The following is a 13,462-nucleotide window of genomic DNA, read 5'->3' as shown; positions in this document are numbered from 1 at the left end:
GCCACGGCGTCTGCTCCACTCACCATCCAGACAGCTGCTGCGCCCGGGATTCCCGGGCTGGCCTCGGAAGACCGAATAGCATGGACATGCAAATACCGGGTTACGACATCGAACGCGAGCTGGGCGATGGCGCGATGGCCGTGGTCTACCTGGCGACCCAGCGTTCCCTCGACCGCAAGGTGGCGCTCAAGGTGATGGCCGCCTCCCTGGCGGCCGACCCGACCTTCTGCGAACGCTTCCTGCGCGAGGGCAAGACCCTGGCGCGGCTGTCGCATCCCAACACCGTGACCATCCACGACATCGGCAATGTTGGCAGCCTCTACTACATGGCCATGGAATACCTGCCCAACGGCACGCTCAAGGAGCGCATCGCCGCTGGCCTGAGCATCGACCAGGGGCTGTTGTGGATCCGCCAGATCGCCTCGGCCCTGGGCTATGCCCACGCGCAAGGCATGGTGCACCGCGATGTGAAGCCGGCCAACATCCTGTTCCGCGCCGACGGCACCGCGGTGCTCAGCGACTTCGGTATCGCCAAGGCGCTGGATGACCGCACCCAGTTCACCCAGGCCGGTTTCGCCGTTGGCACGCCCAGCTACATGAGCCCCGAGCAGGCCCGCGGGCTGGACATCGATGGTCGCGCCGACCTCTACGCCCTGGGCGTGGTGCTCTATGAAATTCTCACCGGCAAGCTGCCCTATACCGGCAGCGATTCGCTGTCCACGGCGCTGGCGCACCTGACCGAGCCGCTGCCGGCATTGCCCATGGTGCATGGCCGCTACCAGCCGATTCTCGAGCGCCTGCTGGCCAAGGATCCCAAGGAGCGCTTCGCCGACGCCGCCGAGCTGATCGCCGCCCTGGATCGCCTGCAGGCGCCGGCTGACGACGCCACCCTGTTCCAGCCGCTGGTGCTGCCTGCGGGCGGGGATGCGCCAAGCGAAGCCAGTGTGCCCCCGCTGGCTCCGGTTTCCGTGGAGATTCCGACCCTGGCGCCTGCCGCCGAATCCACGGCGGCGCCACGGCCGCAGCCCTCGCCGCTGGCATCTTCTGTACGCCAGGGCAATGCAGGCTCCAGCAGGAAGCCGCTGATCCTCGGCGCCTCGCTGGCGGGCGTGCTGTTGCTGGCAGGTTGCGGCTACTGGCTGTTCGGCTCGGATGCAACGGGAACTGCTGCGCCGCCGGTGGCCGGCCAGCCGGCCCAGAGCCAATCGCAGTCCCAGGCCCAGCCCAGTGGCGAGGCCGGGCCCATCTCGGCGGCGGCCGACAGCGACGGCGGTGATCGCCCACTGCTGATGGCCGGCAAGAAGACCCTGTTCCAGCGCGTACTGACCAAGCCGGGCGCCAAGCTAGCAGATGCGGCTGGCGGCAGCGGTGGCAAGGACATGCCGGCGTTCTCGGTGTTCTACGTCTACGCCCGCCAGGACATCGACGGCCAGCCCTGGCTGCAGATCGGCGCCTCCACCGATGGCCGTCGTGATGGCTGGCTGCCGGCCAATGCGGTGAGCGACTGGAAACAGAGTCTGGTGCTCAAGTTCACCGAGCGCTCCGGTCGTGCGCCGGTGATGTTCGTGCGTGATGCCTCCGCCCTGGAGCAGCTGCTGGCCGAGCCGGCGCGCGCCCGCGAAGCCCTGCGCGAGGCGCTCAAGGGCACCGGCCATAACGTGGTGGCGGTCGAGCCGGGCGGCAGCGCCGTACCCCAGGACCAGTTCTACCTGTTGCCGATCTTCGACTCCGAGGAAACCTTCGACGCCAACGGCCAGCCGCTGCAGCTGCTCAACGTCGCCTCCATCGATCCGGGCAGTGCCCCGCAAGCCCAGCCCGACAGTGCGCCTGCGGCGATGCCGGAAGGCTTCAAAACGGCCATCGTGCTGGTGGTCGATACCTCGGTATCGATGCAGCCCTACATCGACCGCGTGCGCGATGTGGTGCACGAGCTGCAGGGGCAGATCTCCGCGCGGGGCGACCTGGACAGCGTCAGCTTCGGCATGGTCGGTTTCCGCAGCAACACCAGCAAGACCCCGGGCCTGGAATACACCGCCAAGACCCTGGTGAGTCTGGAGCAGGGCCGCGACCCCGAGCGCTTCCTGCAGCTGGCGCAGCAGATCAAGGCCACCGATGTGTCCAGTCACGACTTCAACGAAGACGCCTTTGCCGGTGTCATGCAGGCCGTCGACGGCATGGACTGGAATGGCTATGGCGGCCGCCTGATCCTGCTGGTCAGTGATGCCGGTGCGCTGCGCAAGAGCGACCCGCTGGGCCTGACCCAGATGAACGAGGCCGAAGTGCGCGAGGCGGCCCTGCGCAAGCAGATCAAGATCTACGCCCTGCACCTGAAAACCCCGGCCGGCAAGCGCAACCATGGCTTCGCCGAGCAGCAGTACCGCAGCCTGACCGCCGACCCCAACCCGCGTATCGGCGACCTCTACGTGCCGGTGGCCGGTGGTGACGTGAATGCCTTCGGGCAGAGCGTCTCGCAGATCGGCAGTGCCTTCGCCGACCTGGTGCATCAGGTGCGTACCGATAGCAGCCTGCCCGAACCCAAGGGTGGCGCGAGCATCGCCGACAAGTCGGCGGCGGTCGGCTACGCCATGCACATGGACTTCCTCGGCCACCAGAGCCAGGCCCGCGCGCCCCAGTTGGTCACCGCCTGGACCAGCGACCGCGACATTACCGACCCGGCCCTGCCGGCCTTCCAGGTCTGCGTGCTGCTCACCAAGCTGCAGCTCAACGACCTGCAGCAGTCGCTGCGCATGGTGGTCGACGCGGCGCGGCGCACGCAGAGTTCGCCCAAGGACTTCTTCCAGGAAATCGCCAGCGCCAGTGCGCACATGAGCCGCGACCCCTCGGCCCTGGTCAAGGGCGGCAACCTGGCGCAGAGCGGCGTGCTCGGCGAGTACCTGGACGGCCTGCCGTACCGCAGCAAGGTGCTGAACATGAGCCAGGACCTGTGGCTGTCGCTCAGCGTCGCCGAACAGGAAGACTTCATCGACGAGCTGGACTCCAAGATCCGCCTCTACGAAACCTTCCACAACGACACGGCCAACTGGGTACGCTTCGGCGACGCCGCTCCCGGCGACGCGCTGTATCGCGTGCCGTTGTCGACGTTGCCCTGATGCTCAGCCTCGAGGCGATCAGCAAGACCCGCGGCGCCGACGGGCAGCGCTATCGCCTGGAAATCCCGGCGCTGCAGCTGCGCGCCGGGCGCCGCATCGCCCTGATCGGTGCCAGTGGCAGCGGCAAGAGCACGCTGCTCGATTTGCTGGCGCTGGTGCTGTCGCCCGACCCCGGCGGCGTCCAGCGCTGGGACGACGGCGGACAGTGCCTCGATCTTGCCGCGCTGTGGCAACAAGGCAGGCATGACGAGCTGGCCGCGCTGCGTGCCCAAGCCTTTGGCTACGTATTGCAGACCGGCGGGCTGCTCGGCTTTCTGAGCGTGCGCGGCAACATCCAGCTGCCCCGCGAGTTGCTAGGCCTGCCCGTTGCGGGTGTGGTCGAGCAACTGGCCGAGCAATTGGGCATCGCCGATCTGCTCGACCGCCTGCCGGGGCGCCTGTCGGTCGGGCAGCGCCAGCGCGTGAGCATCGCTCGCGCTCTGGCCCATCGCCCGGCCATCGTGCTGGCCGACGAGCCGACCGCTTCCCTTGATCCGTTGAACGCCGAGCGGGTGATGCAGCTGCTGGTGGAGCAGGCGGCGGCCCGTGATCTGTGCCTGGTGATCTCCACCCATGATCGGGCACTGGCTGAGCGTTACGGCCTGACCGCCATGCAGTTGCAAGTCGAGCAGCAGCGCGACGGTCTGGTCACCGCGCGCCTGACGGAGCACGGTTGATGCGCCTGGCGCTGTTCGCCCGTCTGGCCTGGCAGGATTATCGCTGCGACGCGCGGCTGTCCTGGTGCGCGATCCTTGCCCTGGCGGCGGTCATCGCGCCGTTGCTGGTGCTGTTCGGCCTCAAGTTCGGCCTGGTCACCACGCTGACCGAGCGCCTGGAGCGTGATCCCGCGGTGCGCGAGATCATCCCCTTGGGTGGCGCCCGCTACAGCCTGAAAAGCATCGAGGCGCTGGCCCTGCGCGAGGATGTCGGTTTCGTGATTCCGCGTACCCGGCAGATCGCCGCGACCGCCGACCTGCAGGGCCCTGCGCAGATGCTCAGCGTGGAAATGCTGCCGACCGCGGACGGCGATCCGCTGCTCGATGGCCGGCCAGCGCCAGCGGATATCCATGCCGTATTGCTCAGCCAGAGTGCGGCGGAAAAGCTCGGCGTGGCGGCCGGTGACGTGCTGCAGGCCGGCTTCGGCCGCCGGGTGGGCGGCCAGCCGCAAGTGGCCCAGGCCAGCCTGCGGGTGCAGGCGGTGCTGCCGGTGACGGCCTTTTCCCGGGACGCGCTGTTTGCCTCCCTGAGCCTGCTGGAGGCCGCCGAAGATTATCGCGACGGCCTGGCGGTGCCTGCCTTCGGCTGGCCGGGCGAACGGCCCGAGGTGCAGCGCGAGCGGGTCTACCCGAGTTTCCGCCTCTACGCCCGTGATCTGGAGGGGGTGGAAAGCCTTCGCCAGTATTTCCAGCAGTCGCACCAGGCGGTCGCCACCCAGGCCGAGGCCGTCGCTCAGGTGCGGGCGCTGAGCCGCAACCTGGCATGGGTGTTCTGGTCGGTGGCCTGTCTGTCCCTGGCTGGCGCTTTCGCCGCGCTGGCCGCCGGCACCCTGGGCGCGGTGGCGCGCAAGCGGCATGAGCTGGCGGTCTTGCGCCTGCTGGGGTTCCCGGCCGTGGCGCTGGTCGCCTTCGTGGTGCTGCAGGCACTCTATACCGGCATCGCCAGCCTGTTGCTCTCGGCGCTGCTGTACGGCCTGGCCGCCAGCGGGCTGAACCTGTTGTTCCAGTCGGCGTCCGGCGAATATGCTTGTCGACTATTGTTTTCCCATTATCTGTTGGCGGCATTGGCCACTTTGCTGTGCTGCGTGCTCGCTGCCGCTGCCGGTGGCTGGCGGGCGGCTCATCTGGAAGCCTCGGAAGGATTGCGTCATGTATAAGGTGCTCAGCGCCACCCTGGTTCTCTCATGCCTGGCCGGTGCTGCCTGGGCCGAGCCCGATGCCGATCCGCTCTACAACCCCAAGCCGCTCGAGGGTGACGTCAGCCTGCCGCTGCCCTGTGATGGGCAAATGGTATTCCGGCATGTCTACGTGCTGGCCAAGGGATCGCTGGACGACCACGAGGTCACCCTCGGCTACCCCTTCAGCGAAGGCGAGCCGGGTTACCAGCAGTCGTTCATTTCCGGCTACCGGCGCGACTACATCAACGGCCAGTTCACCCTCAGTGACCTGTCCAAGGACTGGCAGGCCAAGGTGCGTGGCGAGCTGCCCAAGGCCGACGGCGTGACCCCGCTCAAGCCGATGCTGTACTTCATCGGCAAGTACGAGGTGACCCAGCGCCAGTACGATCTGGTGATGGCTCAGGCACCGTCCCTGGCCGGCGAAGGCGAACCACCGGCCTGCGAGGCGCCCGCCGGAATGGCCGGGCGGCTGCCCAAGGTCAACCTGTCGCGGTTCGACGCCGAGCGTTTCGCTGCGGTGTATAGCGCCTGGCTGCTGAAGCACCATCGCGACCTGTTGCCGATCAGCGGGCGCAGCGGCAAGGGTGAGGACGGCGGCCAGGCCTTCGTGCGCCTGCCCACCGAAGTGGAATGGGAATACGCCGCCCGCGGCGGCCACGCGGTGAGCCGCCAGCAACTCGAAGCACGGCTGTTTCCTCGGCCTGTCGAGGGCAGTGACAGCGACGGCCCGCTGGGCGACTGGGCGGTGTTCAACCAGGTTGCCGGCGGCACCGGGCAGAACGCGCGCTTATTGCCCATCGGCCTGAAGAAGCCCAACCCGGTCGGCCTGTTCGATGTCATCGGCAATGCCGCGGAGATGGTCCAGGAGTCCTTCCAGCTGGTGCATGCCGGGCGCCGCCAGGGCACCTACGGCGGCTTCGTGGTCAAGGGCGGCAATTATCTGGAAGGGGAGATGACCCTGTTCACCGGCATGCGCCGCGAGTACCCGTTGTTCGGCGCTGATGGCACCGAGCAGCGCAACGAAACCACCGGTTTTCGCGTGTCGATTGGCGCGCTGTCGGCGCCCCGTTCGCGATACAAGGAACTGTTTGCGCAATGGAAGGACGAAGGACGAGTCAGCACGCTTACCGATGAGATCGACGAAGACCAGGACGCCACCAAACTGCTCGATGGGCTGATTGCCAACAGCGACGATCCGCAACTGCGCGACCGCCTGGCGATCGTCAACGAGGAGCTCAAGCGCAGCGTCTCGCTGATCGCCAAGCAGCGTGAGGATGCCGCCGGCAACCTGATCCAGTCGGCCGCCCTGGTGGCCGAAACGATCAACAATTACAACATTCGCCTGACCAATCTTCGCAAGAGCCGTGATGAGGCTCGCAGCGCGAAGGACGAAGCCTCGGCGAAACTGTTCGAAGCGGCCATGGCCAATGGGCAGAGCGCGCTGGACGGTGCGCTGGCGATCTACATCGACAACCTGGCCAACGGCACGCGCTACAGCAACGCGGTTATCCAGGCGCAGTTCCAGCGCACCAAGGAAGAGCTGGCGCGCAAACCGGTACTGGGCAAGAGCCTGGTAACCCGAGCTACGCTGTTCGTGCGCCACGTGGGTGAATACCGCAAGAACCGCAAGGCTGATGCGGATGTGATTCTCAAGCAATTGCTGGCACCCTGATCGGGTCGCCCAGCCGTTACGGATTCAGGCACTGGCGAGCGGCCGGTGTCGATGTGGCAACTCCACGGCTGTCGCCGTGAAAACGCAGGCGGTGTCACCCGGCCCCGCCTGAATGGAATAAACGCTCACTCAAGTACGAGATCGACGACGATGCAAACTTTCAACAAGGCTCCCGCTTTTTCTTCGATACGCACTGCGCTGCTTTCTGCCGTGACCTGCACCAGCGTGCTGCTGGTCGGTTGCGCCGGCTCGCCTAGTTCCCAGGTCGCCTCGACCACCAAGGCCGAATTCTTCCCGCAGTGCTACGAGCCGGTCACCCAGCTGCGCAGCTCCGACGAAGCAATGAGCCGCAGCGTCGCCATCGGCGCCGTTACCGGCGGCCTGATGGGCGCTCTCGGTGGTGCGCTGGTCGATGACGAGAAGCGTGGCCGCAATGCCGCCATCGGTGCTGCCGGTGGCGCCCTGGCCGGTGGCGCCCTGGCGTACTACAACCAGCGTCAGCAGCAGATCAGCGATGACAATGCGCGCCTGGCTTCTTACGCCACCGACATCAACGCCAACAACCAGAACATCGACCGTAACATCCGTTACGCCTCCGCCGCGCAGAGCTGCTACCAGCAGGCGTTCACCCAGCTGCGCGCTGACCGCAAGGCCAACAAGATCAGCGACGCCGATGGCCGCAAGCGCCTGGCCGAAATCGTCAGCGGCCTGAACGAGACCAACGCGCTGCTGGCCAAGGTCGACGGCCGCACCGGCGAGAACGTCAACACCTACACCCAAGCCTACGAGAAAGACCTGCAGACCGTGGGTGTCGAGCGCAAGGAAGTCACCAAGGTGGCCGCCGCCAAGCAGCCGAAGCCGACTGCCAAGGTCACCAAGGAAGTCATCACCACCGAGCAATCGTTGCAAAAGGCCCAGGCCAAGCAGAAGGAAAGCCAGCAGGTGGCCAGCCGTGGCCGTACGCTGATCAGCGACGTGTGCAACAACCCGGATATGGGCGACTGGGCACCGGCCAGCTGCAAGGCCTGACCCGCGCTCCGCAAAAAAACCGCGCCTGGCGCGGTTTTTTTATGCCTGCTGTATCTGGCCTCGGCGTCACATCGGGCGGGCGGAGGTTTTGCACCGGTAATCTGCACCGGTAATCTGCACCGGTGATTGATGCCGGTCATTATCGCGCATGCCGTGCTGGGCAATCATGGCGGGTGCCGAGTGGGTAACCAGGCTGTTAGGGTGCCGGGCGTGGTGGCGTGCCGATCAGCGCGTTGTCCCACCCATGCCGCCCCGAGGTTCGTGCAGAAACGCGCGGCTTGAGTATGTCCGCACTGCCGTGCATGACATGGCGGGCGGAGCGCCCCGGTTCATAACACTTCTCTTAGCCGTTTGGATGAGCTGATGAACAAGACAATAGTGAGTCTGCTGCTGGCGCTGGGCCTGGTTGGGGCCGCCCAGGCTGCGGGTGATCCGGCCGCAGGGCAGGCCAAGGCAGTGGTTTGCGGGGCCTGTCATGGTGTCGATGGCAACAGCGCGCTTGCCAACTTCCCCAAGCTGGCGGGGCAAGGTGAGCGTTACTTGCTCAAGCAAATGCAGGACATCAAGTCCGGGGCCCGTCCGGTGGTGGAAATGACCGGCATGCTCGAGCCGCTCAGCGAACAGGACATGGCTGACGTCGCGGCCTACTTCGCCAGCCAGAAGATCGGCGTGGGCACGGCCGATGCGGCGCTGGTCGAGCGTGGCCAGGCGTTGTTTCGCGGCGGCAAGCTGGCGGAGGGGATGCCCGCCTGCAGCGGGTGCCATGCGCCCGACGGCAGCGGTATCGCCACGGCTGGCTATCCGCACCTGGGTGGCCAGCACGCACAGTATGTCGCCAAGCAGCTGACCGCCTTCCGTGAAGGCGAGCGCAGCAATGATGGCGACGCGATGATCATGCGCGACATCGCCGCCAAGCTCAGTAACAAGGATATCGAGGCGCTGTCGAGCTACGTTCAGGGCCTGCATTGAGGCGCTGATCGGCATTTGCCTACCGGTGAAGAAAAAGGGTGGCGATGGCCACCCTTTTTCGCTGGCGAGCCCGCTACAATGTCAGGAACCTGCCGGGTGGCGACCAGTCGAACCAGAGCTGTCCGCAGCACCTTCATCGTTAGGAGTCATGCATGCGTAATCTGATCCTTTCCGCGGTTCTGGCCACTGCCAGCCTGTTCGGCGTCACCGCCCACGCCGACGATATCGAGGCCGGCAAGCAGTACGTCGAGCTGAGCAACCCGGTACCGATTTCCAAGCCGGGCAAGATCGAAGTCGTCGAGCTGTTCTGGTATGGCTGCCCGCACTGCTACCAGTTCGAGCCGACCCTCAACCCCTGGGTCGAGAAGCTGCCGTCCGACGTCAACTTCGTGCGCATTCCCGCCCTGTTCGGCGGCCTGTGGAACGCCCATGGGCAGATGTTCATCACCCTGGAAAGCATGAAGGTCGAGCACAAGGTGCACGACGCCGTGTTCCGCGCCATCCACAAGGAAGGCCGCAAGTTGGCCACGCCGGAAGAAATGGCCGATTTCCTGGTCACTCAGGACATCGACCGTGAGGCCTTCCTCAAGGCCTACAACTCCTTTGGCGTGAAGAGCCAGATGGAAAAGGCCAAGAAGCTGGCCATGGCGTACCAGATCAACGGCGTACCGGTGATGATCGTCAACGGCAAGTACCGCTTCGACATCTCCAGCTCGGGTGGCCCGGAGCAGACCCTGCAGGTCGCCGATCACCTGATCGCCAAAGAGCGCGCCGCCAAGTAATCGATCTACCGGAGCGCCTGCCATGCTGCGTCGCCGCTCGATGCCCCGTCAGGCTGGCCTGTGTGATCCACAGGTCAACCCTGACTGTAGCCCGGACAGGGAATGGCCGCAGGACGGGCGCTTGCGCCTGCTCAGCTTCAACATTCAGGTCGGTATCAGTACCGAGCGCTACCACCACTACCTGACCCGCGGCTGGCAGCACCTGCTGCCCCATCAAGGGCGTGCCGGCAACCTGCAGCGCATCGGCGACCTGCTCGGCGACTACGACATCGTGGCCCTGCAGGAGGCCGATGGCGGCAGTGTGCGTTCCGGGTTCGTCAACCAGGTCGAGCACCTGGCGCGCATGGGCGCCTTTCCCTACTGGTATCAGCAGCTCAACCGCAACCTGGGGCGTTTCGCCCAGCACAGCAACGGGCTGCTCAGCCGCTTGCGGCCGACCCTGCTGGAAGATCACCCACTGCCCGGCCCGGCTGGCCGCGGGGCGATCCTGCTGCGCATCGGCGAGGGCGACGACGCCATCGCCGTGGTGATGATGCACCTGGCGCTGGGTGCGCGTACCCGCACCCGGCAACTGGCCTACATCCGTGAGCTGATCGGCGGCTATCGCCATCAGATCCTCATGGGCGACATGAACACCCACGCCATCGACCTGCTCGAGCATTCGCCGCTGCGCGATCTCGGCTTGCTTGCGCCGCAGGTCGAGGCGACCTTTCCGAGCTGGCGCCCGCAGCGTTGCCTCGATCATATTCTGCTCAGCCCGGGCCTCGAGCTCGAGCGTTTCCAGGTGCTGGCGCAGCCGATCTCCGACCACCTGCCGGTGGCCGTGGAGATCCGCTTGCCCAATGCCCTCACGCCACCGTTGACGCCTTGTGTACAGGAGCCCTGAGCATGGCCGACGACGCCAAACGCTGGCGCGAGAAGTACCTTGCCAATATCGAGCAGCAGGAAAAGCTCGAGCGCCGCTGGGACATGCGTATCGACCTGCTGCGCCGGGGTCTGGTGCGCAGCAGCCTGGCGGCCGAGGGCGCTGACAAGGCGGTCGATCAATGCATGCACGATCTGCGCGAGATCCTGCGTCGTGACGACATGGATGCCGGCCTCAGCGCACTGATTCCACGCCTGGAAAAGACCGTCCTGGATTCCGAGCAGCGCCGCCAGCAGCGTGTCGAGCAGGTTGCCAGCGGCCTGGCCAGCCTGGTGGCGCAACTGCTGAAAATGGATTTGCCAAGTGCGGTGCGCAAACCGCTCAAACGTTACGCCAAACAGGTCGAGCAGCGTGCCCGGCAAGCCCGCGAGATGCCCGCTCTGCTGGCCGAACTGAGCCAGCTGCAGCAACAGGCGTTGCAGGCCCTGGGGGCCGAGCAGGTTGAACGGCCCGGCTTTATCGAGCGCCTGTTCGGCAGTCGCGACAGTGCCAGTTCGGCGGACAGCACCGAGCCCGGCGCGCCGCAGGCAGGCGTCGAGCAGGCCGCGGCGGCACCCGCCGCGAGCGCCGAGCTGCTGCCAGCCGAGCCCGGGGCACCCGAGGCGGAGCGACAACCACCAACGGCCTCCGAGCTGCCCGCGGTACCTGCCGAAGCCTCCCCCGTACCGGCGCCTCTGCCAGCCCCGGCAGCCGCGCCAGAGGCGGTTGCCGCTACCAGTCGTGCCGTATCGGGCAGCGTGTTGCTGGACAGCCTGCCGCTGCCCTCGGCATTGCTGATGCCTCAGGCCCAGACCCAGGCAGCGTCCGAGCCCGTTGCGCCAGTGCCTACGGGCGTGGAGCCCGCCGCGGAGGATGCGCCGCCGGCCAGCGTTGCCGATGGGCTCGGCCAGGCCGACCCGGCATATGCCCTGCCACCGGCGCCTGAGCCCGGTTACAGCGCCATTGCCGGCCATGTCGAAAGCAGCCTGCTCAGCCTGTTGGAGGAGCTACCCCTGCCAGAGCGTCATCAGGGCCAGGCCGAAGCGTTGCGCCAGCGCATCACTGCTGGCCTGAACATGTACGAGCTGGTTCCGGTGCTTGATGACCTCGGTGTGCTGATGCTGGCGATCGCCGATGTGGGCCAGCGCGAGTTCGAAGGCTACCTCAAGCAGCTCAACGAGCGACTTGCCGCGTTCCAGGGCAGCCTGCAGGACGTACAGACCGGCTACAGCGACTCCGCCGAGGCCGCCCGTAGCCTGGATAGCGAGTTGCGCCAGCAGGTCGACGGGCTGCAGAGCAGCGTGCAGCAGGCCACCGACCTCGACAGCCTCAAGGGGCTGGTGGAGAGCCGCCTCAGTGGTCTGCTGGGCACCATGGCGCAGTACCAGCAGCAGCGCGATGCCCGTGAACAGCAGGTGGGGGAGCGCTTGCAGATATTGGTCGACCGGGTGGCCAGCATGGAGCTGGAGGCCAAGGGTTTTCGCGATCACCTCGAAGAGCAGCGGCAGAAGGCGCTGATCGACCCATTGACCGGCCTGCCCAACCGTGCGGCCTGGACCGAACGCCTGGACATGGAACTGGCGCGTCTGCAGCGCTATGGCGGTGAGCTGTTGCTGGCGGTGCTGGATATCGACCACTTCAAGCGCATCAACGATGACTACGGCCACCTGGCCGGCGACAAGGTGCTGAAGATCATCGCCGGCGAGCTGTTCAAGCGCTTGCGCAAGACCGACTTCATCGCTCGCTTCGGCGGCGAGGAGTTCGTTCTGCTGATTCCCTCAACGCCCATGGAGGGCGGGCTGAAGCTGCTCGATACGCTGCGTTCGGCGATCGAGAACTGTCCGTTCCACTTCAAGGGCGAGCGGGTGACCATTAGCTTGTCGGGCGGCATCAGCTCGTTCGGCAGTGCCGAGCGCAGCGAGCAGGTATTCGAGCGTGCCGACCAGGCTCTGTACCGCGCCAAACGCAGTGGGCGCAATCGAATCGAGGTGGGCTGAGGGCGACGGCAGGCCTGGCGCCGGGGCACTTCGAGGTTATGTGCAGCAGGTCCGGCTGGCGTGTGCCGGTTGTCGCAAAGCGCCGCGCCGGCAGTCGCCGGGCCATCGAGACGCTGTTAGTCTTGCCCTGCCGAACACTTAATAACCAGATCGACTCCTATGCTAGGGCGCCTCTCACTTCTCCTGGGACTCGCTGCGTTCGCCTGTCAGGCGAGTGCATTGACCGTCTACAAGTACACCGATGCCAATGGCGTGGTCACCTATAGTGACCAGGCGGCGCCCGGTGCGAAGGTGTTCGTGTTCAGCGACCGCATGGTCGAGAAGCTCGACAACCAGGTGAAGCTGGAGACCCGCAAGCATGCAGCCGGCGAGACCCTGCTGGTGCGCAACGACCTGTACGCACCGGTGCAGGTGGAGCTCAAGCTGGAGCAATTGAGCAACGTCAGCGGCGCCCCTGGCAAGCCGATCAACTGGGTGCTGCCGCCGCGCAGCGAAATTCGTCTGGCCACCCTGGCGCCGCTGGACCCTGCCAAGCCGCTGCGCTATACCCCGAAACTCAACTACGCCCTTGGCGATCCGCGGCTGTTGCCGATCAACCAGGCGTATCCGTTGCCCTGGCGCGGTGGGCCGTTTCGCCTGACCCAGGGCGCCAATGGCCAGTACAGCCATTTCACGCCCAAGGGCCGCTATGCCCTGGACATCGCCATGCCCGAAGGCACGCCGATCGTCGCCGCCCGCTCCGGGGTGGTGGTGAAGACCGAGAATGCCCAGAGCGGGCGTGGCAACAACCCCTCCGGCAACTTCGTGCGCATCCTGCATGACGACGGCACCATGGGCGTCTATCTGCACCTGATGCAGGGCTCGGTGAACGTGCGTGAAGGCCAGCGCGTCGCGGTCGGCGCGCCGATCGGCCGTTCCGGCAATACCGGTAACAGCACCGGCCCGCACCTGCACTTCGTGGTGCAGCGCAACGTGGGCATGGCGCTGGAGTCGATTCCCTTCGAGTTCGCCCAGCCGGTCGACAGCCTGCCCAATTTTGCCGTCGGCGGCGATTAGGCTGGCCGGT

The 13,462-nt window shown here is 66.2% G+C and carries 10 protein-coding genes; all 10 read left to right on the top strand.

Annotated features, from left to right (window positions below; translation table 11 throughout):
* Positions 1 to 80 precede the first annotated feature (80 nt).
* The gene (locus BM154_RS15435) at positions 81 to 3,110 is read left to right on the top strand and encodes a serine/threonine-protein kinase (protein ID WP_074885866.1); all 3,030 of its coding nucleotides are present in this window, start codon (positions 81 to 83) and stop codon (positions 3,108 to 3,110) included.
* Entirely contained in the window at positions 3,110 to 3,826 is a 717-nt protein-coding gene (locus tag BM154_RS15430; protein WP_074885863.1) for an ABC transporter ATP-binding protein, read from the top strand. Before BM154_RS15435 ends, BM154_RS15430 begins: the two co-directional genes overlap by 1 nt.
* Positions 3,826 to 5,022 (top strand): FtsX-like permease family protein, encoded by a 1,197-nt coding sequence (locus tag BM154_RS15425; protein ID WP_074885860.1) that lies wholly within the window; start codon positions 3,826 to 3,828, stop codon positions 5,020 to 5,022. The genes BM154_RS15430 and BM154_RS15425 overlap by 1 nt, the downstream gene beginning before the upstream one ends.
* Positions 5,015 to 6,715 carry a formylglycine-generating enzyme family protein gene (locus BM154_RS15420; protein WP_074885857.1) on the top strand — a complete coding sequence of 567 codons (1,701 nt, stop codon included), beginning with the start codon at positions 5,015 to 5,017 and terminating at the stop codon, positions 6,713 to 6,715. Before BM154_RS15425 ends, BM154_RS15420 begins: the two co-directional genes overlap by 8 nt.
* Positions 6,716 to 6,865: 150 nt before the next feature.
* Positions 6,866 to 7,744, top strand: a complete 879-nt coding sequence (gene tagQ, locus BM154_RS15415; RefSeq protein ID WP_074885854.1) for a type VI secretion system-associated lipoprotein TagQ — start codon at positions 6,866 to 6,868, stop codon at positions 7,742 to 7,744.
* Positions 7,745 to 8,107: 363 nt separating this feature from the next.
* Positions 8,108 to 8,713, top strand: a complete 606-nt coding sequence (locus tag BM154_RS15410) for a c-type cytochrome (protein ID WP_074885851.1) — start codon at positions 8,108 to 8,110, stop codon at positions 8,711 to 8,713.
* Positions 8,714 to 8,865: 152 nt separating this feature from the next.
* Positions 8,866 to 9,495 carry a thiol:disulfide interchange protein DsbA/DsbL gene (locus BM154_RS15405; protein ID WP_074885847.1) on the top strand — a complete coding sequence of 210 codons (630 nt, stop codon included), beginning with the start codon at positions 8,866 to 8,868 and terminating at the stop codon, positions 9,493 to 9,495.
* A gap of 22 nt (positions 9,496 to 9,517) precedes the next feature.
* Positions 9,518 to 10,381 carry an endonuclease/exonuclease/phosphatase family protein gene (locus BM154_RS15400; RefSeq protein ID WP_074885844.1) on the top strand — a complete coding sequence of 288 codons (864 nt, stop codon included), beginning with the start codon at positions 9,518 to 9,520 and terminating at the stop codon, positions 10,379 to 10,381.
* A gap of 2 nt (positions 10,382 to 10,383) precedes the next feature.
* Entirely contained in the window at positions 10,384 to 12,396 is a 2,013-nt protein-coding gene (locus tag BM154_RS15395) for a GGDEF domain-containing protein (protein WP_074885841.1), read from the top strand.
* 159 nt (positions 12,397 to 12,555) lie between these two features.
* Positions 12,556 to 13,452, top strand: coding sequence for a peptidoglycan DD-metalloendopeptidase family protein (locus BM154_RS15390; protein ID WP_074885838.1), 897 nt, complete (start codon positions 12,556 to 12,558; stop codon positions 13,450 to 13,452).
* Positions 13,453 to 13,462: the final 10 nt, after the last annotated feature.

Origin of the sequence: Phytopseudomonas argentinensis (assembly GCF_900113905.1) — a bacterium.
Lineage (GTDB): Bacteria > Pseudomonadota > Gammaproteobacteria > Pseudomonadales > Pseudomonadaceae > Aquipseudomonas > Aquipseudomonas argentinensis.
The sequence above is the reverse complement of the archived record's forward strand: the minus strand, read 5'-3'. Positions and strand labels throughout refer to the sequence as shown.

Bases quoted from the DNA above. Each gene is read 5' to 3' on its own strand.
- BM154_RS15410 (WP_074885851.1), top strand. From the start codon at position 8,108: ATGAACAAGACAATAGTGAGTCTGCTGCTGGCGCTGGGCCTGGTTGGG.
- tagQ (WP_074885854.1), top strand. From the start codon at position 6,866: ATGCAAACTTTCAACAAGGCTCCCGCTTTTTCTTCGATACGCACTGCG.
- BM154_RS15435 (WP_074885866.1), top strand. From the start codon at position 81: ATGGACATGCAAATACCGGGTTACGACATCGAACGCGAGCTGGGCGAT.
- BM154_RS15425 (WP_074885860.1), top strand. From the start codon at position 3,826: ATGCGCCTGGCGCTGTTCGCCCGTCTGGCCTGGCAGGATTATCGCTGC.
- BM154_RS15390 (WP_074885838.1), top strand. From the start codon at position 12,556: ATGCTAGGGCGCCTCTCACTTCTCCTGGGACTCGCTGCGTTCGCCTGT.
- BM154_RS15405 (WP_074885847.1), top strand. From the start codon at position 8,866: ATGCGTAATCTGATCCTTTCCGCGGTTCTGGCCACTGCCAGCCTGTTC.
- BM154_RS15400 (WP_074885844.1), top strand. From the start codon at position 9,518: ATGCTGCGTCGCCGCTCGATGCCCCGTCAGGCTGGCCTGTGTGATCCA.
- BM154_RS15420 (WP_074885857.1), top strand. From the start codon at position 5,015: ATGTATAAGGTGCTCAGCGCCACCCTGGTTCTCTCATGCCTGGCCGGT.
- BM154_RS15395 (WP_074885841.1), top strand. From the start codon at position 10,384: ATGGCCGACGACGCCAAACGCTGGCGCGAGAAGTACCTTGCCAATATC.
- BM154_RS15430 (WP_074885863.1), top strand. From the start codon at position 3,110: ATGCTCAGCCTCGAGGCGATCAGCAAGACCCGCGGCGCCGACGGGCAG.